This window comes from Sphingobacterium sp. UBA5670 (genome assembly GCF_002420705.1).
Taxonomy (GTDB): domain Bacteria; phylum Bacteroidota; class Bacteroidia; order Sphingobacteriales; family Sphingobacteriaceae; genus Sphingobacterium.
This window is the reverse complement of record NZ_DIIM01000005.1, coordinates 400448-421831: the sequence shown is the minus strand read 5'-3', so window position 1 is coordinate 421831 and position 21384 is coordinate 400448. Positions and strand designations below refer to the sequence as shown.

Sequence of the window (21384 nt, the reverse complement as noted above, 5' to 3'; positions counted from 1 at the left end):
TTGGGGCTTTGTCTTTGACGGATAGCTACTATTGTTGAAATGCTTTAATCGCCTGTCCGCGCCATGCGGCATCAAGCGGTGCACCCAGTAACCAGGTTAATGTAGGTGCGATATCATAAATCATCAACGTTTCCTTAATTTCTTTCCCTTTTGATACCCCCGGTCCAGTCATTACCCATGGAATCTCTACCTCAGCCAGCGATTTACCACCATGTCCTTTTCCTGTACCTCCATGATCGGCAGCAACAACGAAAATCGTTTCATCCGCGATCCCCGCATCTTTTACAGCCTGCTGCAAGGTGCCTATGCGTCTGTCAACCTGCTTTAACTCGGCATAGTATTCCGGTGTATTGTGTCCAATATTATGCCCTACACCATCAGGTTGGTCAAAGTGTACAAACATAATTGTTGGTTTCTCTCTTTTTATAATATCGACAGTCGTATTTAAAGCGGCTTCGTCATCATCTTTAGTATTAATGACTTTCTGGACAACTTTGTTATCGATCAGATAACCTATGCCAGGCCAGCTATGTACCACAGCAAATTGCGCTTTAGGATTTTTGCTTGCCACAGCATTAAACAACGAAGGGAACATTCCATTCGCTGTTTTGGTTGTAGACGGGATCTCGGGGACTTTGCTATCCCACTCGGTATATCCATGAGCTGTCGGACCGGCCCCCATAATCATAGAAGCCCAATTCACCGCACTTGAAGAAGGCAGGACTGTGCGTACATGGGTACTATAGGTTCCCTCCTGCATCATTTTTTTAAGATTTGGCATTTCCGCCTTTGGTAAAGCATAAGCACCGAAACCGTCAAAACCAACAAGAACAACATGTTTAATTCTTTTACTTTGCGCCAATACGGTGCTTGTGGAAAGTCCCAACAAAATTAATGGTAATAATAGGTTTTTAATTTTCATAATAAAATAACTTGGTATTTAATCAAAATTCGACCCCCTTCAAATTTTGGACTCATCTGGACAGGTAATCCTAACCCCTATATGGGCAACAAAGTCGTTCAGCATATTATTAGCCCCTTGTCTACAGACCATATTTTACAGATCACTCAAAATTGGAAGTTGATCATTTCAAAAATAAAAATTTTACAGCATCTATTATGTTAAGTAAACATTTTTTAATCTCTCTAACCAACATGTTACAAGAACAAAAAAATCTGCTAAAAATACTTTTAGCAGATTTTTTGAGAAGCTTACGATGAGCTGCTCTGAAGTTGTTCTAGTATCCGGCTTTTGCCAGCCTTGCATACATTTCGACAAAAGCACACTGATCAAGGAGCCACTTCGATTGATGTTGACCCTTCAAGGTCCAGTCTGGGCTGAAAAGCCCTTCTTTATCGCGCATATGCTTCCAGGCAAATTCAAGGTTTTTCGCAAAAACTGCAAGATACTTTTGGTTGCCATTCACCGCAGCGAGCTCCGTGTACCCACGCATCATTACTGCATGGAACCATAAATTGCTATTTTTCAATTTTGGAAAATTCAATTTCTCTTCCGTTTCGAAAAAATATCCTAGGCAAGCCTCAGCCAGCTGTTGCGCATCCTCGAGGTATTGCTTATTTTTTGTTAATTTATAAAGTAAGGCTGCTGCTTGCAACATTTGTCCGGAGTTGTACGAAAACTTAGCTTTTCCAATCTTTCCATTGAGCTGAATATTATCCCAATATAACTTGTCTTCGGGATCCTGAAGATTTCTTTTTGTCCACATATAAAGACGTTCCCCTTCCTGTAGATAGGATTTATCATTGGTTGCCATAAATAATTTAAGTGCAAACACACTTGCTGGGGCATTCGAACAGGTGTTTTTAGATTCCTTTTTTTGTTCACACCAATATACACCACCTCCTAATTTATCATCCTCTCCGCTCATTACAAAACGCCAGATCTCTTTCGCCGACATCAGGTAGTTTGCTTTTTTTGTATGGATAAAGCTATCTGTAAAATCAATACCAAGCCAGATATTATCGTCATAAAAACGGTCTGAAGGAGGGGCCGTATTTAAATAAGAGGCATAGCCAACAGGCGATCTGTTTTCATCCCTATATTCCTGTAACCCCACCAAGACTTTTTTGTCAAGTAAGAATTGAAAAGACTTTTTTGTCTTTGGTAATTCCATTAAAGCATTAACCGCCGAGAAGCTACCTGAGAAAGGCCAGAGGTAAGCATATTTCTTATGCTGGCCTGCCTGCTGCTGATTATCTAGATAATCAGCTTTAAAGTTTTCATCAAAGGGGTATTTTTCCGCCAAGAGCTGATTTTTAGCATTGCCAAACTTGGAATAGATACTGTCCAAGGTTTGGATCGCAAAGTTTTGAAAATTACCTTTCTGTGCGAATAATGCTGCACCGATAAAGTTCAAAAGAAACAGGGTAAAATATCTTTTCATATATTTTAGGTAAAAGAGTAGTAGATCCCCTGCGGGTATCTACTACTCCTGAACATTAATAACCAGGGTTTTGTTTTAGATTGGGATTCATTGATATCTGTTGCTGAGGTATTGGATACACTGTTTTGCTGTCAGAAGAAGGTGTATGATCCCACCAAGTTGCTGTATGAAATTTGCCGAAGCGGATTAAATCCTCCCTTCTAAATCCTTCAAAAATAAATTCACGTCCTCGCTCCGCCAGAAGCTCATCAAGTGTCAATGTGCTTGTGGTATACTTTGCTTCACTCCAGTCTGTATCAGAAAAGGCTCTCTTTTTACAACTATTAATCAAATCCACAGCTTCTTGTGAAGCACGTCCTCCATTTTTTCGCATCAATGCCTCGGCTTTTGCAAAATAAATCCAGCTTAGACGATAGACATTCCAGTCCGTATTGTTGTAATTTGCATTCGCAGGTATCTTAACACCGTTGACAGTACCCTCGACAGAGTTACCAAGCTTATATTTATTAAATCGAATACCACTATTCTCTTCACCATCGCTCATTGTAGACGATGTACCTCCGCTCTTAGCCCGCCGAATATAATCAACAAAAACAAGCTGTTCACCTTTATATTCCTCCGAGCCTTGTACAATTTTACCATCCACAAACCTAACCATCGGCCCGCTTAAAAACCATTCTTTTTTTCGTAAATCTTTTTCGTTATATCGATCAAAAACACCTGGAATTAAAACGATACCGTTATTGCCAGTTCGTCCGCCCCCATAGATCTCGCTTTGTACAAAATGATAAAATTCACCTGGAAATCCGGGTTCAAAGTCTGCTGTCTGATAATCGTAAGCAATTGAAAAAATAGTTTCCTTAGACATGTCATTCGTCGGCACATAGGAATCTGTCAAATTTGGATCCAATGCCATGGCACCATTCAAACCTCCTCCAGCACCCGATATCAATTTATCCGCCGCTGCAATACAATCATCCCACCGCGGTTGACCAGACCACCTTTCAGCGTTCAAATATAGTTCAACCAGCATTGCATAACCGGAAGCCTGTGAGATCCTTCCCAGCATACTTTTTGTTAATTTGGGAGCTGAATCAATATTATCTAAAATTTCCTTTTCAATAAATTCAAAAACCTCTTTTGTAGAAGAAGGCTGAGGTAAAGGCTCCTCTGCTGAACTTGGCGCTTTGGTAGTTATTGGAATATTGCCGAATAAATCCATTAATTTTAGATAATGTAATGCCCGTAAAAGCTTCAGTTCAGCAATAAACGCATTCTTTTCAGCATCTGTTATCCCCATGTTAGCCACATCAGATTTTTCGAGAATATCGATGGGACTATTACACAAACCTACTCCCCAATACATCAATACCCATGCGTTATTTAATCCACCTTCATCTACTGTCCAGGTGTGATAATGTAGTCTCTTCCATTTCCCCCCGTCTTCCCCATGTCTTCCCTTGGTCGGCCAAGCCAATTGGTCTGCAGATAACTCTGCAGGTCTCCACCATCCATCCTGTCCTGAGGGAGATATCCACGCATTTGCATGCGTATACGGTCGCAATACAGCAGAAATTACTTCATTTTTATTTTTATAAAAATCGTCCGCTACAATGATATCATAAGCGTTTTCATCTAAATTTGTACAACTTGATGCATTAATTACACAAGCTAAAAATAAAATCTTAACAATATTTTTCATATATTATCTGTTAAAAACCAAAATTTACACCAAACAAAAACGATCGGGTATTGGGATAAGGTCCTCTACTATCAATACCTAAACGTTGTCCATTTACTTCATTACCCAAACCTGTATCCAATACAAAATCAGGATCATTCCCTGAATACCCCGTTATTGTTGCCAGATTTTGAGCGGTTAAATATATACGCACATTATTTACCCAGGTGTTACTCTTCAATTTAAATCGATACCCCAGTGTAACTTCATCAATTTTTAAGTGACTACCACTTTCCAAATAGTAATCAGAATACATATAGGTATCATTAATATCTTTATATTTGGTGAAAGCGTCTCTCAAAAGATTCTCTGACCAAACCTTATTGCCATAAGAAAGTGCAGTCGTATTTAAGATATCATAATCGAATTTACCCCGCATAAAAATTCTCAGATCAAAATTCTTATAGGAAAAATTATTCGTCCAGGAAATATAATATTTGGGAACAGCGTTTCCGATTACCGCTAAATCAGAAGAATTCAAATCATCTCTGGAATTATTAATCGCATCATTGTGTACAGCTTCACCATTTCGGTTATAAAAGAGCCATTTTCCTTGATCATCAAATCCGGCAAATCGCTTACCAAAAAATTCACCGATCTTGTGCCCTTCGTACGTTGTGAATGCATCGCCCAATGCTCCTGCGCCACCTATTTCACCAAATGTTTTATATTTTACTTTAAATATATCATTCGAATAGCTATCTAAAACATTTTTTAACGTACTGGCTGTGAAATCCATGTTCCACTTAAAATTCTCACGATCTATAGCACGATAGCTAAGCGCTAGCTCAATACCCTTTGAAGAAAGTGTACCTACATTGGAATAGATATTATTTCTTATATAAGGAGGCTGCGGGGTAGTATACGTATCCAAAAGATCAACAGTTTTTCGTTGAAAAACATCAATTGAACCTGACAGCTTATTGCTAAACATCGTGAAATCAACACCGATATTTGTTTCCTTTTTCGTCTCCCACCTCAAGTTGGGATTCGGATTACGGTCGGGTCCGTAGGTTTCTCGGTAGGTCTCATCAGGAAACAGATATTTTCCTCCCCCACCCAAAGTTAATCGCGAGGCATTATTAGCAAAGCCCGTGTTTCCCGTTTCGCCATAACCAGCACGCAGTTTTAAATTATTTATAAAACCGATATCTTTCATAAAATCTTCATTGCTGATGTTCCACCCTACGGATACTGCCGGAAAACTACCCCATTTGTTATTTGCACCAAATTTAGATGAGCCTTCACGTCTTAGAATAAACTGAGCCATGTACTTATCCGCGTAGGTATAATTTATACGTCCAAAAAAGGCAATCAACGTATTGTCATTCTTATAACTGTCCATATTGGCACGTCCATCCCGCAGTGCTTGGCCTTCCGACAAATTATCTTCATGGAAATTATCATTTATAAATCCCCTATTATCTGCACTTTGTCCCTCATCTTTCTCATAACGGTAACTATATCCGGCCAATGCTGTGATTGCATGTTTTTCGGCAACGGTAGTGTTATATTGAAGTGTCGGTTCAAATGCATATTTTTCATTCAACAGATTAGATTTGGAAGCATATCCTCCACCCGGATAGTCTTGATCTTCTAACGATGCTTCACTATTAAGTGCTCTATAAGCACCATCTGTATAGGAATTACGCTGTACCGACCCAAAAATACTGGCTTTTAACCCCTCAATTATATTTAAGTCTGCTTTTCCGTCTAAAGAAGATGTCTGTTGTTTCCGATAACTTGTTTCAGTAAACAATCGAGCAAATTCATTTGTACTTGTTCGGTCATAACGAAAAGATCCATCATCATTATAATTTGAAAGAGTCGGATTTTTTGTAGCTTCACTTTCCCAGCCACCACCGCCTAACAAGTTCGCATTGTTCGTATTGGTAGCGATATTGAGTAGAAAATTCAATCTATCGTTAAAGCCTTTCTGGTTTATACTCGTTCTCACTGTATATTCCTTTCGTGAATTTTCTTTTGCAATACCTTCCAAATTTCGAAAATTGACACTACCGCGATAGGTAGTTGATTCATTACCTCCAGACAGTGAAAGATTGTGATTTTGTGAAAAATTATCTTTATTAATCAATTCATCAAAAAAATCGGTAGAGTGGCCAAAATCAGTTTGCTTTAGCTCACCAGATGCAATCTTATCCCTATATTCTTGTGGAGTTAAAAAATCAGGTCTATTATAGACAAAATCTTTACGAAAATAACTGGAATAGTTGAATACAGATTTACCAGGTTTCCCCCTTTTTGTCGTAATCAAAATAACACCGGCATTGGCACTTGTTCCATAAATCGCCGCACCGGATCCATCTTTCAGTACATCTATGGATTCTATATCATCCTGTTGTAACAGATCCGGATTACCTCCAGGTATTCCATCAATAACAAACAGTGGGCTGGCACTACCCGTAACAGAAATCGCGCCCCGCAATTGAGTTGCTACGCCTGAATTAGGATTCGATCCACTTCTAGACACCTGCAATCCTGCGACCTTTCCTTGAATGAGATCTAATGGGTTTCTCGCTCCACTTTGACGAAATTGGTCTGCACTCACATGCGCTACCGAAGAGGTAACTTCCCTTATTTTTTGCGTACCATAACCAACAACTACAACCTCTTCCAGCTGACTTTGGTCTTCTTCCAAGCGAACAGAAATAGTATCGCCAGAAACGGTAACTTCTTTGGTTTTATAACCAATAGACGAGACAACCAAAACGTCCCCCTGTCTAGCATCCAAAGAAAAATTACCTGACACATCTGATTGTACCCCCTTCGATGTTCCTTTAATAGTGATATTTACACTTGAAATTGGTTTCCCCGCAACATCTACGACTTTTCCCTTAACTTGCTGTTGGGGCTTTTTCGATTCGGTTAGAAAAGAGTCGCTTAACACCCTTTTAGAAGAGACAGCAGCGTGCACATGCTGCATTGCTCCTGCGATGAAAATCAAAGATAAGAAGAGCTTAGATTCCCCTTTTAATCGCACAACTGTTTTTAAATCAATTTTGCTCATATTTTTTATTATGGTGATTTAGTATATAAAACGATTTAGCTTATTGGCAAAGGCACTTATATTTATTATTATTTATAATAGTTACCGGAAACAGTGATTATTGTGTTATAGAATACACCGCATTCTATCGGAAACATTTAGTATTTAGTATCGGCACGTGATTCAAAATCGCCATCCTATATCAGCAAAATCGGTTTTGCTAAAAGAGTAAAAAAAATGGATGTTATTTTAGAAATTTACGTTGTTGATTTCCTTATTTGGTTTATTATTTAGTTCAAGTGTATGATTCGATCGTTAAGATAGGCATTTATAATTTCAGATCAAAAATAATTTAAAATTATTCTTTTTAATAAAATTCATTTAACGTCAAGCCATATTTCATAAAAAAGAACTTATGAATATTCAAAAGCGCTAATTTTTATACATTGATAAGATAAAGGGCAAATTGAATACCCTTTATCTTATATTAGTTATAGCTATTGATAGCCTGCGTTCTGCGTCAATTTTTTGTTCCGCTGAATTTCATCAGGAGATATTGGCCACAGTAAATCTGTTTCTTTGAATGTCGCACCAGATGCATTTTTAGCTCCGATCAATGGAACAAAGTCCACTTTTCCCGCTTCTGTTGTGGAAATCACAGGGAACATTTTAGTTCTTACAATATCATCCCACATCTTAAACTCTAACGGAAACTCACGTAGACGTTCTTTCCAGCATTCTTTCACGAAATTGTCTGCTGACAAGGTTTGCAATTCAGTCGTATAAGCAGCAACTGACTTTCCTTCCGTGTTCGCACGTGCTTTTACTCTAGCCAAATAGCCTGCTGCTTCGGCACTCACACCTGTCGATTTAGCCAGCCCTTCAGCTGCGGTTAACAACGCCTCCGGATAACGGTAAAAATTCCAGTCTTTGGTACCTCTTCCTGTTGTCAACAAAGCCTGTTCATCCACATAATACCAGATACCAGCATCCTCAGAAGTCCACTTCTTACCATTCACGGTATTTGTATAAGACCAATGAAAAAATTGATTAGGCTGGATACGCAAATCTTTTTTATCATAAACATTCAAGAATTGCTTAGTAGGTCCAAATACACGTTCAAATATTGAATAAGTTCCAAATACAGATACCGCAGACGAGTTAAATCCATAGGTAGTCCACCATCCACTATTATTAACTGTTGCATCATACTCTTGTGCATAGATTACCTCATCCAAATCATCTGTTTTCCGAAGTTGATTGTAGGCACTATTCATTTGTAAATCACCATTTGCAGTCATATTGTGAGTAGATTCAACCACAATCTTTGCTGCTGCCGCTGCATCAGCATATTTTCCCTGCTGTAAATATACATCTGCCAATGTCATGGCTGCTACATATTTTGTAACACGATGTCCATTTGTTGCAAACTTGGTTGCTGGCAAAGCAGCTACAGCTTCTTTTAAATCCGATTCGATCAACGCGTATACTTTGGCGGGATCTGTCCGCTCCAGATAAAGATCGTCTGCCAGTGTTTCGTTTGGCGTCGTTGGAAGTGGAATTGCACCGAAGGTCTTCACCAAATAAAAATAGTTATAAGCTCTAAAGAATTTTGCTTCTCCGACTAAACTATTCTTTTTTGAATCATTGGTGAAACTAATTTGAGGTATGTATTTCAAACCAGCATTGGCAATATTGATCGCTTTGTAGCTTTCATCCCAAATTGTATTCATTGTAGAGGAGATCAAATTGGTGTTTTGCTGACGGGTCAACTCTCGTGAGAACAAACAAATACGTTCTTGTCCTTCATAGCTATTCGTAAAGTAGCCCGTCAACATGGTATTGATCGAAGCTGTAGGTCCCACATAAGCACTCGGCGCCAATGCATAACGCTGAGGTGCTCCTCGACGATACAATGAATTTACAGTTGCCTCAGCCTGTCCTTCCGTTTTATAGTAGCTTTCTAAAGATAAGTTAGATTTGGGTTCTTCCTCCAAAAATTTATTACAAGATGTTGTCAATGCCATTCCAGCCAATAACAACAGAAATAATTTATTTTTCATTTTGATAAGTTCTAAGGATTAAAATGTAACATTTACGCCTAATGAGAAAGTTTTCGCTCTTGGATAGGCAAAGAAGGTCATATTTTGTCCAAATTGACTAGTTCCTTGAGATGTACTTTCAGGATCATAGCCCTTGAAATCTTTTGATGTGAATAAAAATGGATTATTCGCATTCGCATAAATTCTTAATTTGGATAATCCGATGCTTTTTAATGCATCAGCATTAAAAGTATATCCGAATTGAATTAAGTTCACACGAAGATAAGATCCATCTGCTACCCAAGCATCATCTACGTTTGTATCTTGTCCGGCATGCCCACCATTTGTCAAATAAATTGCTTGCTGCATGGTATTTGGGTTAGATCCATTATATGCATCAGTTAAAATTTCCTTCAGACCATTTGTAATTCCAAAACGATCGTATGTCGAATGGAAGAATTGCTGCATCACATCAACACCTTTAACAAACTGTAGATCTAAAGTAAAATCGAAATTTTTATAACGCAAATTGTTGATAAAACTACCTGTCCAATCTGGCAGACCTTTTCCGATGATTTCTTTTTCGGTTGTACGTTTCGCACGACCGATTTGGCTCAATGTCGCATTACCCGCATCGACATCTGCCTGTGTATAGACACCAAGCCTTCTATAACCATAAAAACTGTTTAGATTTTCGCCGACACGAATCACACTGTTGGCTCCGCCTACCCAACTATTCAACAAGATATCTGCATTGTTTTCACCCAATTGCAAGACCTCATTTTTATTATAGTTCATATTAAGTGACGATTTCCAATTGAAGTTTTCATTGTTTACAATTGTTCCTGTAACCATCACATCCAAACCTTGGTTCTTTACAGCTCCGATATTTTTCATTACCGTACTGAAACCCGATGCCGTAGGCAGTGGTGCATCTAACAAAAGATCTGTTGTTTTTTTGTGGTAATAGGAAACGTCAAAATTTAATCGGTTTTGTAATAATCCTAATTCTACTCCAAAATCAAATTGCGCTGTTTTTTCCCATTTTAGATCTGGATTCGAAATTGTATTGACAAAGGAATATGGTGCTCTAGAATTGTTCAACAATATTGTTCCTGCATCCACAATCGCTAAAGATTTATATGGATCAATTTCAGAGTTACCCGTCAAACCAAAGCTCGAATGGACCTTTAAGTTACTGATTGTCTGATTGCCTTTCAAGAATTCCTCATTGGAAACATTCCATGCCAAACCTAACGAAGGGAAGAACGCATATTTATTATTTTTACCAAATTTGGAGGAACCATCATAACGACTGGTTATTGTTGCCGAATAACGATCATCATAGGAATAGGCGGCACGCAAGAAATAAGAATTCATGGCCCATTTATTCCAGGAAGAACCCGGAGTAGAAGGCGTAATGCCTATCCCCATGTTGTTGTATTCGTAAAAATCATCAAAGAAACCTTCCGTTCGTGAATTATCATAGTCATATGTTCTTTCCTGCCAAGAAAGACCCGCCATGGCATTAATCCGATGTTTGTCAAATTGTTTATTATATGTCAGATAAGTTTCTTCTTGCCAATAAAAAGTATTGGTATGATTTCGCTCAGCCCAACCATTCGGTTTGGAAATATTATTGAGTAAAATGGATGAATAACCTTTATAGGTTTTTTGATGGTTGTCGACACCAAATTGTGTCTTGAGATCCAAACCGTCGGCCAAATGGAAAGTTAATGCTGCATTTCCAAAAATCTGCGTATTATAACGCATGCGTTTTTGAAGATCTAAGATCGCAACTGGATTAGACATCCCTTCAAAACCCAATGTCTCGGCTATTGTAGACGACGATGACTCTGTGTATTTGCCGTTTTTATCATAGACGGGATACCATGGTAACATTTCGATCATTGTTCTTCTTGCATCCTGTCCACCACCATCTTCCGGTGTATAACGGCCCCAGGTATGATTGACAGTTAAATTTACAGCGGTAGATAACCAAGAAGTCGGTTTAGCATCATAAGCCAATTTTCCATTAACACGCTTACTATACGTATCATTTACAATCCCTTGTTGATCGGTGTAATTCAAAAATGCACCAACAGATGATTTTTCATCTCCCTGTTGTACATTCAGTTGATGGTTGTGTGAAATTGCTGTTCGAGTAGCCTCTTTTTGCCAATTTGTATCGTACAAAGGATTTCCGCTTGCATCAAAATAGTTTGGATCATTAAACCAGGTCTTTTTATCTAAAGACCAAGACTTTCCCTGATATTTATTTTCATTTTCCAAGCCGATCATAAAGGCATCTACCCACTCCTGGGCATTTAGTACATCCATATACCGTTGTGGCGAACTTACGCCAGCAGATCCTTGATAACTAATCGAACGGCTTCCATCTTTGTTTCCGCGTTTTGTTGTTACTAAGATAACCCCATTTGCACCACGTGCACCATAAATTGCTGCCGAAGATGCATCTTTCAACACCTCGATATTCTCAATATCATTGGCATTTGCCAACTGAAAGTCTTCCATGACCACCCCATCAACAACATATAAAGGGTTGGAAGAAGAATTGATCGTAGAAACACCTCGAATGACCACACGGTTTGCATAGGCTCCAGGTTGGCTCGAGTTAGAAAAGATGTTAACCCCCGAAGCTTTTCCTCTCAAGTTATCCAAGGGACTAAAGTTCTGATCTTTGATCATGTCAGCTCCTTTGACCATCGCAATAGAACCGGTTACATCCGATTTACGCATAGTACCATAACCGACAACAACAACTTCGTCCAACTGGCTCTGGTCATCGTCCAACTGTACGGAAACCGTTGAACCGGAAACAGTGACTTCTTTAGCCTTGTAGCCAATGGATGAAATTACCAATACATCCCCCGATTTAGCATCCAACGTGAAATTACCCAAGGCATCCGATTGTGTACCTTTTGAAGTTCCTTTCACAGCGATGTTAACTCCTGAAATTGGTTTTCCAGCAGCATCCAATACTTTTCCTTTAACTTGTTGCTGCAAGCGGTTTACTTCTTTTACGAAGGATTTGGCTTCGTAATTGACTGAAGTTCCGACTGCGGCATTGACTTGTTGGAAAGTACCAGCAATGACAGCCAATGAGAAAAATAACTTTGTTTTTTTCCCAAGCTGCGCAAATGATTTTACGTCAACTTTGCTCATATTAATAGTGATTTGGTTTATAAAAACGTTTTAGCAAAAAAGATGCATAAAACGTTTAGTTTAATTTAGTTTCCCTTAATTGATATTTATTTAGCGACCGGCTCATTTAAAATTTGTCGTACTCCACCTCTGCCTTAATCTTTCATTTAACATAAAAGAGAAAACAGCGAGTTTAGAATACCTATGAGATATTTCTACACCGAACTTATAGTATAATGAGCTAAATCGCTTTTGCTTTTCTTGTAAAATTTTTTGGTTTCCCTATCTTGGTTTTTTTTCTTTTTATCTTTCCTTTTTGGTTATTATTTCTTGGTTTTAACGCTCTATTCTTTGGAAAGATAGCACTTTAATTTTACCGGGGAAAGATTTTTTTTCAAAACCATTCCCCGGCATTCTTAGATATTTCCTTTTTTCATCTCGCTGATCGCATAATCGACTGATCGTGCCGAAAATGCCATATAGGTCAATGAAGGATTTTGTGTTGATGTCGAGGTCATACTTGCACCATCGGTGACAAAAACGTTTTTCACCGCATGCATCTGGTTCCATTTATTCAATACCGAAGTCTTTGGATCGTGGCCCATCCGTGCGCCACCCATTTCATGGATATCCAGACCTGGAGCCTGCCAGTGTGTATCTGGACGAATATTTGTAAAACCTGCATCGGTAAACATCTCCGTCATAACGGAAATGTAATCTTTTTTCATTTTTTCATCATTCTCATCATAATCGACAGCGATTTTTAACAAAGGAATCCCCCAGTCATCTTTTTTGCTGCTGTCCAATGAAACCATCCCTGATTCTTTTGGTATTGTTTCACCCATCATATGAGATCCAACCTGCCAAACGCCCAATTTAGGATTCAACAAGTTATTCTTCAGATCCAGCCCCAGTCCCGAACGATCGGACTCTTTGCTACGCGAAGCACCAAAGCCGGCTGCATAACCTCTTAAAAAGTCCGTTTCCTGCTTATGCAAATTTCTGAAGCGTGGAATATATCCTCCTCCTGCCGGATTTCGCCCTTCGGATGTAAAATCCATCAGTCCTTCGTATTCCGCATAAATGCGGGCACTATAGTTATGGAAGGCTACATATTTCCCTAATACGCCACTGTCATTGCCCAAACCATTTGGAAAACGGTTGGATTTAGAATTCAATAAAATCAAATTGGTATTGATTGCCGCTGCATTGACAAAAATCAGCTTGGCATAGAAATCAATTTCCTCTTTTGTATTTGTGTCAATCACACGTACACCGACTGCTTTCCCTTTTTGCTCATCATATAAGATTGAATGGACAACTGAAAATGGACGTAAGGTCATATTTCCGGTCTTGGCTGCCCAAGGAATTGTCGTTGCATTCGAACTAAAATATCCACCAAAAGGACATCCTCGCTGACAGAGTACTCGATTCTGGCATTGTACACGTCCTTGTTCGATATGAATCTGATTTGGTTTGGATAAATGTGCACAGCGTGCTGAAATCACTTTGCGCTCCGGAAATTTCTTTTGGACGCTTTCTTTAAAATACTTCTCGACAATATTTAAGGGGTACCCAGGCAGAAACTCGCCATCCGGCAATTCAGGAAGGCCATCATGGTTTCCGGCAATACCGGCAAATTTCTCCACGTAGGCGTACCAAGGGGCCAAATCAGCATAACGTATCGGCCAATCAACGGCAAAACCATCTCTTGCCGGTCCTTCGAAATCAAAGTCGGACCAACGTTGCGTCTGTCTCGCCCACAACAGTGACTTACCGCCAACCTGATATCCTCTGATCCAGTCGAAAGGTTTTTCCTGAATATAAGGGTGCTCCTTATCCTTCACAAAAAAATGCGCTGCATCTTCGTGAAATGCATAACATTTGCTGACAATCGGATTTTCCTCCTTCACTTTGAAAGGCATTTCGTTCCGATGTTCAAACTCCCAAGGCATCATATTAGTGGTTGGGTAATCCTTGATATGCTGTACATCGCGTCCACGTTCCAAAACCAATGTTTTCAAACCTTTCTCGCACAACTCTTTTGCGGACCAACCGCCACTAATTCCCGAACCGATCACGATCGCGTCGTAGGTTCTGTTTTTTTCACTGTCAATATTTAGATTCGCCATCTGCTATTTATGCCTTTACTTTTACCGCACCATTGTACGGACCTGGAATAAGTTTATAAATCACCTTATTCTTCATCACATATTCTGAGTTCATATAACCCTGAATCGCACGCGATTTGAAAATCTCAAAAAAAGCTTTCTCGTCGGTTTGGTCTTTCAATCCAGCCAATGCGGCCTCCGTCTCTTTACTATTTGTTAAATTCAGCTGTTTTCTCAACTTGTTGAAACCAGCGACAAATTTAGCCTGATTCTCTGGCGACTCACAATCATCGACCATTTTGATAACGAAAAGATGCAAGTTCAGATCCTTTCCTCCCGGTGTATCCGATTTCGGAATCAGGATGTTGGCCAGATCGCCCAAAAATTGTTCATCTTCAGCCGAGATCTTCAGCTTATTCAATACAATCGATGCACCTCCATCATTCAGACAAGACGACAAAATGGTCAATCCCCCAGCTATAATGAAAAATTGCTTTATTGCGGTTCTACGGTTCATAATCAGAGTTCCCTTAACAATTCGGTAATATTACATATATCCGAATAAAAATACAAATGCTAAAACGATTAAATTATTTTACAACCCTCAAATCCACTGCGTCAACAGGGCTTTTGCCTCAGATAAGTTTTCCACAATGTTATCAACAGCTGTTAGTCTAGCGCGTTCTACTTCCTGTTTCGTAACTGCAATCAACTGCATACCTGCGCCCAAAGCTGATTTACTACCAGTAATAGTGTCCTCGATAGCCACACAGCAGTCAGCTGGTAGATTCAGATTCGTCAATGCCAATCGATAAGGCTCCGGATTGGGTTTTGGCAATTCCACACACTCTCGCGTGACAAAAAACTCAAAATAATCCAGGAGCTCATGCTTGCCCAAAACTGTATCTACTGTACTTCGATAACTCGACGTTACAAGTCCGATACGGATATTTTTTGCTTTTAAAAAAGCCAAAATCTCTCGCGATCCAGGCATCAATTCAATATCGCTCATGTTAGAATCAGCATAAGCTGCACGTGTGCGCTTCCACATATGTTCTTCCGTCACGTCGTAGCCATAGTCCTCGGTAAGACGCTTGACATTATGTGCCAAGGTATGTCCTGCAAAATCCCGAATCCAATCTTCGTAACTGATCAATAAGTCAAATTCCTGTTTTAATATAGGGGCCCAATTTTTGAAATAGAAATATTCCGAATCAATTAACGTACCGTCCAGATCAAACAATACTGCCTGTATTTTATTCATAGTGTTAAAGATACACAAGTACGCTGAAAAATCCTATTAAATGACGCCACAATAGGCCGAATTTGAAAATGCACCATGATAGGTATCCCAAAAACCGATGTATACGTGATAATCAAACTTTCCACGTTCAAAGACCGGGATATTTACCGCACATTCCCCCTCCGCTGCATCCGCAATTGCCATCCGGAGATCCACCTCCCTATCCAGACTGACCAAGGCCAGATTTAACTTAAACAAGCTATCCTTGTATTTTGGATTCGGTATCCAGGATAATTTCAGCAGACCTTCTTCCCAACGGGCCTGAACACCTTCTGGCGACATAAGCTCCCCAACAAACACCTGCACTTTTTCCAAATTAATAAATGGTTTATTTGTAGCATCCACATCAATCGCATTTTTGAAAACACGCTGCTGTGCAAGCTGAAATTTCCCTCGCCCTGAGTTTTTAGTTTCTTCAAATTGATACCCAAAGTTAACAATAGGCTTTATCCATCGGCAGAAAACGCTACTCAGTTTTATTTTCTCGCGATGCGCCAATTGGGCCGGGGTTGGTGGCTTCGTACTCTTTTTACGCGCACCGCGTATAACACATTTTCCATTGAGATTATAGCCATATACTGAACCTACTTTCCCTCGAAAACCACCATTTGGACCATCTTCTAATATTCCCATTTTTTATGCTTTTTATTTTAATTCAATAATCTATTCTACCCCTTAACAAATAATAGGTATTAATGTTTCCATTAGTTTAGCTATAAATTAGAACTAAGTTAGATTTTGGTTAGGGTTTTATTAGATTTTACCTAAACAAACCCTAACTAAACCCTAAACTAACCCTAAGTAAACCCTATTTAAATAGGCAATTTGATAGTATGTATAAAAGCAGTTGTTTTCCTTCATTTTTGGATAAGCTTTGGACATTTATTAAGTTTGTTGTGGTAAACGAAAACTAATGTATACCGAGTATGAATGCACGACAAGCTTTTAGAAGATAGCCATTACGTTCGTTAGCATAGCGCATTCCGACCAAGTGTAGGTAATTCTCAAATAGCATATAGTACTTTCTAATACCGCCTCAAACGTACACGCGATGAAAACCGAGCTCATGAGTTCGCAAGAAATCTGAAAGCTTCATTGCCTTAAAAATTTATATCATGAAAATAATTGCAATCGGTCGCAATTACATCGACCACGCGAAAGAGCTCAATAATCCAGTCCCAGAGAATCCCATTATATTTTTAAAACCCGATACTGCAGTATTAAAGGATAACAAAGATTTCTATTATCCCGAATTCTCTAAAAATATTCAGTTTGAAACCGAAGTCGTCCTCCGGATCTGTAAAGAAGGGAAACATGTGACACCAAAATTTGCATCAACTTACTTCGATGCCGTCGGTTTGGGAATTGATTTCACCGCAAGGGATGTACAGCAAGAATTAAAAGCAAAAAGCCTTCCCTGGGAATTGGCAAAAGCATTTGACCATTCGGCAGTAATCAGCAACTTGATTCCAAAGGAGGAACTAGCAGACGTGAATTCGATTGATTTCTCCCTGCAACAAAATGGACAAACGGTACAACAAGGAAATACTAAGGATATGATTTTCTCCTACGAAGATCTGATTGTGTATACCTCCAAATTTATTACACTCCGCAAAGGGGACTTGATTTACACAGGTACTCCAGTCGGTGTTGGTTCTGTAGCTATCGGCGATTTATTAGAAGGTTTCATTGGCGAACAGAAGATGTTTAGCTGTAAAATCAAATAGTAGGGAAATAGCATGATGAAAAAAACAACGGCATTATTCGCCCTGTTGGCCTGCATGATAAGCTTAAGCCAGGGACAAGATATTATTAAAAGCCGCAATTATCCGCAGAACTATTTTGTACGTCCGATGGATATTGCTCCGCAAGCCTCAGGATCATTCGGCGAGTTGCGGGCTACACATTTTCATGGTGGGGACGATTACCGAACCCAACAACGCATCAATATACCGGTGCATGCAGCAGCGGAAGGATTTGTATCACGTGTTCGGGTACAAATAGGCGGCGGGGGCAATTATGTATATATCGATCATCCAAATGGCTACACATCTGTATACATGCATTTGGAAAGCTTCAATGCAGACCTAGCCAAAATTATCAAGGACGAGCAATACAAACAGAAACGTTTTGATGTGGACGTACTTCTCAAGCCAAATCAGGTCTTAGTAAAAAAAGGTGAATTTATCGCTAATTCAGGTAATACCGGCGGCTCTGCGGGTCCACACCTGCATTTTGAAATCCGCGATACCAAGGCACAGCTACCACTCAACCCACAATTGTTTGGCTTGCTCTTTCCGGACGGCGTCAGACCCATCATCCGCGGCATGACAATCTATGACTTGGGCTCCGAATTATTTGATGAAAATACGCCTCGCAGGCACCAAACCATCAAATCTGTTGGCAATGGCACCTACAGCTTAGCAAGCACTGCTCCGATACCGGTTAATGGCACTTTTGGACTGGGGATTAACACCGTAGACAAACGCAGTGGCATTTCATTTACCTATGGAGTCTATTCCATTGAACTCTTTTTGGACAACAAAAACATCAGTACCGTCCTGTTTGAATCCATTCCTTTCGATCAGACACGGGCTATCCAATCGTACGTCGACTACCCTTACTTAAAAAAATCTGGTGTACGCGTTCAAAAAAGTTTCAAAGATCCCAACAATCCCATCAACATCTATAAACATCTAGACAACCTGGGGAAAATCGAATTGCAAGACAATGAGGTACACGAGGTAAAGTATGTTGTCAAGGATGTCCAAGGGAATACGAGCGAGCTGAGTTTTAAGGTACAGAACAATCCTTCATTTTCGATCGGCCGAAGGAGTGCTACGGGTCTCAAAATGTTCCACTATGCAGAAGAGAACAAATATGAAGCAGAGAATGCCCGTGTTTACATGGGCAAAAATATATTGTACGACGACCTTTACTTCAATTATTCGCAAGGAGCAAAACCAGCAAGGGGCTACTCGGCGATGCACTATATTCACAATGTTTATACACCGGTCTTCGGATACTACAAACTCATGATCAAACCGGACTATACCCTGTCTGAAAATCTTTATGGCAAGGCTTTGATTGTTTCTTCCGATGGTGGGGCACAGGGTGGCAAATACGAGAATGGTTGGGTAGTCGCCAATGTTCGCGAATTTGGCGGCTTTTATGTTGCTGTGGATACCATCGCTCCAAACATTGTGGCACGCAACCTGGTCGATGGAAAGAATGTTGGGGCACAGCGATCGATCGACTTTACCATTAGCGATAATCTCTCTGGAATAGATACTTTTGATGCCTATATCGACGGGAAATGGACATTGATGAAATATGACCCCAAAACGCGACATATCTGGCACGACTTTGAAACGGATTTAAGCAGTGGAAAGCATGAGTTTAAACTCGAAGTAAAAGACAACAAAGGAAATATAAAAACATACGAAGCCTCTTTTGTGAGATAGCCGCTTGATTTTGGGTAATAAATCAGCGGTTTCAGCAGATTAATCGTATCTTAATAGGCTAAATACTACGTAATATGGCAACACTAGAAATAGGACAGAAAGCACCGGATTTCAGTGCAAAAAATCAACATGGTGAAACAGTCCATCTTTCCGATTTTAAAGGGAAAAAAGTTATTCTATACTTTTATCCAAAAGACAATACTCCTGGATGCACGACAGAAGCTTGCAATTTCAGGGACAATTATCAGTCTTTGAAAAAAGATGGTTTTGAAATCATCGGCGTAAGTGTGGACGGAGAGGCATCCCACCAAAAATTCATCAGTAAACATGAGCTCCCTTTTCAGTTGCTTGTGGATGAAGACAAGAGCCTTGTTGAGGCCTATGGTGTATGGGTTGAGAAGAACATGTATGGCAAAAAGTATATGGGCACAGCACGTACTACTTTTGTGATTGATGCAGATGGCATTATCCAGCATATCATCAAAAAAGTAGACAACAAAAATGCTTCCCAGCAGATCCGTGATTTAGGCATTTAAAGAATACCTCTTATCACGAATCTTATATCTAAAATCTAAAACTAATATCTATATTTGCCACTTATGAGCAAACAGACAGACGACTTTTTCAAAAGTGTAGTATCACACGCGAAGGAATACGGTTTTGTATTTCAATCGAGCGAAATATATGACGGATTAAGTGCCGTCTACGATTATGGTCAATTAGGTTCGGAATTAAAAAACAACCTAAAGACGTATTGGTGGAAATCCATGGTGCAATTGCACGAAAACATTGTTGGTATTGATGCCGCAATTTTCATGCACCCTACGACATGGAAAGCCTCTGGTCACGTTGATGGATTCAACGATCCGATGATCGACAATAAGGATTCAAAAAAACGTTACCGTGCTGATCAATTGATCGAAGATAAGATTGCACGTTATGAGGCAGATGGCAAGTCAGCTGAAGCTGCTGCATTATTAGACGCTTTGAATACCGCATTGAATGCAGACGATTTAGCTGGACTAAAAACCATCATTGAAGAATATAATATCGTATGTCCGGTTTCAGGTACCAAAAATTGGACTGAAGTACGTCAATTTAATTTGATGTTTGCAACTCAGATGGGTGCTATGGCCGATGGAGCAGATCAAGTTTATCTTCGCCCTGAAACTGCACAAGGTATTTTCGTCAACTTCCTGAACGTTCAAAAGACAGGACGTATGAAAATTCCTTTTGGTATCGCCCAAATTGGTAAAGCTTTCCGTAATGAAGTGATCGCACGTCAGTTTATCATGCGGATGCGTGAATTCGAGCAAATGGAAATGCAATTTTTCTGCCGCCCGGGTACGGAATTAGAATGGTATAATAAATGGAAAGAAACGCGTTTAAAATGGCATCTAGCATTAGGTTTTGACCCATCCAACTACCGTTACCACGACCACGATAAATTAGCGCATTATGCAAATGCTGCAGTTGATATTGAATTCAACTTCCCATTCGGATTCAAAGAAGTTGAAGGTATCCACTCGCGTACGGATTTTGACTTGAAACAACATCAGGAATTTTCTAAAAAGAAAATGCAATATTTTGATCCTGAAATCAATCAAAACTACATTCCGTATGTGATTGAAACTTCAATCGGATTGGACCGTCTTTTCTTGACTGTATTGTGCAACTCCCTGGTAACGGAAGATCTGTCTACAGCAGAAAAACAAGATTCTCGTGTTGTATTAAAATTCCCACCAGCATTGGCACCGGTAAAAGCCGCAATTTTACCATTGACCAAAAAAGATGGCTTGCCAGAAAAAGCACGTGAAATCTTAAATACACTGAAATTGGACTACAACGTTCAATATGACGAAAAAGATGCGATCGGGAAACGTTACCGCCGTCAGGATGCAATTGGAACACCAATTTGTATCACTGTTGATTACGACTCATTGGAAGACAATACTGTTACCATCCGTCACCGCGATACGATGGCACAAGAACGTGTAGCCATAGCCGATCTTGAAAAAATATTGAATGACCTAGCAGGTTGGAATACCTTGCTAAAAAAATTGATATAGCCAATCCGCTACCATAGAAAAGGTGTCCATTGCAATTGCTGGACACCTTTTTTGTGGGAATAGATGTAGGGTAGCTA

At 39.6% G+C, this 21384-nt stretch carries 14 protein-coding genes; 4 read left to right on the top strand and 10 right to left on the bottom strand.

Going from position 1 to position 21384, the window contains the following annotated elements:
* Positions 1–28: 28 nt before the first annotated feature.
* The 10 genes from B3C94_RS07230 to B3C94_RS07185 all read right to left on the bottom strand — a co-directional run bounded on the left by B3C94_RS07230 (position 29) and on the right by B3C94_RS07185 (position 16407).
* The gene (locus tag B3C94_RS07230; protein ID WP_293901201.1) at positions 29–922 is read right to left on the bottom strand and encodes an alkaline phosphatase; all 894 of its coding nucleotides are present in this window, start codon (positions 920–922) and stop codon (positions 29–31) included.
* Positions 923–1238: 316 nt separating this feature from the next.
* Positions 1239–2405: a glycoside hydrolase family 76 protein gene (locus tag B3C94_RS07225; RefSeq protein WP_293901198.1), complete on the bottom strand. Its 1167-nt coding sequence runs from the start codon at positions 2403–2405 to the stop codon at positions 1239–1241.
* Between the two features lie 55 nt (positions 2406–2460).
* Positions 2461–4107: a RagB/SusD family nutrient uptake outer membrane protein gene (locus B3C94_RS07220; RefSeq protein ID WP_293901195.1), complete on the bottom strand. Its 1647-nt coding sequence runs from the start codon at positions 4105–4107 to the stop codon at positions 2461–2463.
* Positions 4108–4117: 10 nt separating this feature from the next.
* Entirely contained in the window at positions 4118–7174 is a 3057-nt protein-coding gene (locus B3C94_RS07215) for a SusC/RagA family TonB-linked outer membrane protein (RefSeq protein WP_293901192.1), read from the bottom strand.
* Positions 7175–7650: 476 nt separating this feature from the next.
* Positions 7651–9216 (bottom strand): RagB/SusD family nutrient uptake outer membrane protein, encoded by a 1566-nt coding sequence (locus B3C94_RS07210; protein ID WP_293901189.1) that lies wholly within the window; start codon positions 9214–9216, stop codon positions 7651–7653.
* Positions 9217–9234: 18 nt separating this feature from the next.
* On the bottom strand, positions 9235–12381 hold the full coding sequence (locus B3C94_RS07205; RefSeq protein WP_293901186.1) for a SusC/RagA family TonB-linked outer membrane protein: 3147 nt from the start codon (positions 12379–12381) through the stop codon (positions 9235–9237).
* Positions 12382–12776: 395 nt separating this feature from the next.
* The gene (locus B3C94_RS07200; RefSeq protein ID WP_293901183.1) at positions 12777–14492 is read right to left on the bottom strand and encodes a GMC oxidoreductase; all 1716 of its coding nucleotides are present in this window, start codon (positions 14490–14492) and stop codon (positions 12777–12779) included.
* Positions 14493–14499: 7 nt separating this feature from the next.
* Positions 14500–14988 carry a gluconate 2-dehydrogenase subunit 3 family protein gene (locus B3C94_RS07195; protein WP_293901180.1) on the bottom strand — a complete coding sequence of 163 codons (489 nt, stop codon included), beginning with the start codon at positions 14986–14988 and terminating at the stop codon, positions 14500–14502.
* An 87-nt stretch (positions 14989–15075) separates the two neighbouring features.
* A complete protein-coding gene (locus tag B3C94_RS07190; RefSeq protein ID WP_293901177.1) occupies positions 15076–15735 on the bottom strand; it encodes an HAD family hydrolase in 660 nt (219 codons plus the stop codon).
* A gap of 36 nt (positions 15736–15771) precedes the next feature.
* On the bottom strand, positions 15772–16407 hold the full coding sequence (locus B3C94_RS07185) for a DUF6266 family protein (RefSeq protein ID WP_293901174.1): 636 nt from the start codon (positions 16405–16407) through the stop codon (positions 15772–15774).
* Between the two features lie 482 nt (positions 16408–16889).
* Between B3C94_RS07185 and B3C94_RS07180 the strand changes: the two genes are divergently transcribed.
* The 4 genes from B3C94_RS07180 to B3C94_RS07165 all read left to right on the top strand — a co-directional run bounded on the left by B3C94_RS07180 (position 16890) and on the right by B3C94_RS07165 (position 21307).
* Positions 16890–17501 (top strand): fumarylacetoacetate hydrolase family protein, encoded by a 612-nt coding sequence (locus B3C94_RS07180; protein ID WP_293901171.1) that lies wholly within the window; start codon positions 16890–16892, stop codon positions 17499–17501.
* Between the two features lie 12 nt (positions 17502–17513).
* The gene (locus tag B3C94_RS07175) at positions 17514–19238 is read left to right on the top strand and encodes a M23 family metallopeptidase (RefSeq protein WP_293901168.1); all 1725 of its coding nucleotides are present in this window, start codon (positions 17514–17516) and stop codon (positions 19236–19238) included.
* Positions 19239–19312: 74 nt separating this feature from the next.
* Positions 19313–19774 (top strand): thioredoxin-dependent thiol peroxidase, encoded by a 462-nt coding sequence (gene bcp, locus B3C94_RS07170; protein WP_293901165.1) that lies wholly within the window; start codon positions 19313–19315, stop codon positions 19772–19774.
* Between the two features lie 63 nt (positions 19775–19837).
* A complete protein-coding gene (locus tag B3C94_RS07165) occupies positions 19838–21307 on the top strand; it encodes a glycine--tRNA ligase (protein ID WP_293901162.1) in 1470 nt (489 codons plus the stop codon).
* Positions 21308–21384: the final 77 nt, after the last annotated feature.

Coding starts and splice junctions, on each gene's coding strand:
- B3C94_RS07230 (WP_293901201.1), bottom strand. CDS start 922: ATGAAAATTAAAAACCTATTATTACCATTAATTTTGTTGGGACTTTCC.
- B3C94_RS07225 (WP_293901198.1), bottom strand. CDS start 2,405: ATGAAAAGATATTTTACCCTGTTTCTTTTGAACTTTATCGGTGCAGCA.
- B3C94_RS07220 (WP_293901195.1), bottom strand. CDS start 4,107: ATGAAAAATATTGTTAAGATTTTATTTTTAGCTTGTGTAATTAATGCA.
- B3C94_RS07215 (WP_293901192.1), bottom strand. CDS start 7,174: ATGAGCAAAATTGATTTAAAAACAGTTGTGCGATTAAAAGGGGAATCT.
- B3C94_RS07210 (WP_293901189.1), bottom strand. CDS start 9,216: ATGAAAAATAAATTATTTCTGTTGTTATTGGCTGGAATGGCATTGACA.
- B3C94_RS07205 (WP_293901186.1), bottom strand. CDS start 12,381: ATGAGCAAAGTTGACGTAAAATCATTTGCGCAGCTTGGGAAAAAAACA.
- B3C94_RS07200 (WP_293901183.1), bottom strand. CDS start 14,492: ATGGCGAATCTAAATATTGACAGTGAAAAAAACAGAACCTACGACGCG.
- B3C94_RS07195 (WP_293901180.1), bottom strand. CDS start 14,988: ATGAACCGTAGAACCGCAATAAAGCAATTTTTCATTATAGCTGGGGGA.
- B3C94_RS07190 (WP_293901177.1), bottom strand. CDS start 15,735: ATGAATAAAATACAGGCAGTATTGTTTGATCTGGACGGTACGTTAATT.
- B3C94_RS07185 (WP_293901174.1), bottom strand. CDS start 16,407: ATGGGAATATTAGAAGATGGTCCAAATGGTGGTTTTCGAGGGAAAGTA.
- B3C94_RS07180 (WP_293901171.1), top strand. CDS start 16,890: ATGAAAATAATTGCAATCGGTCGCAATTACATCGACCACGCGAAAGAG.
- B3C94_RS07175 (WP_293901168.1), top strand. CDS start 17,514: ATGATGAAAAAAACAACGGCATTATTCGCCCTGTTGGCCTGCATGATA.
- bcp (WP_293901165.1), top strand. CDS start 19,313: ATGGCAACACTAGAAATAGGACAGAAAGCACCGGATTTCAGTGCAAAA.
- B3C94_RS07165 (WP_293901162.1), top strand. CDS start 19,838: ATGAGCAAACAGACAGACGACTTTTTCAAAAGTGTAGTATCACACGCG.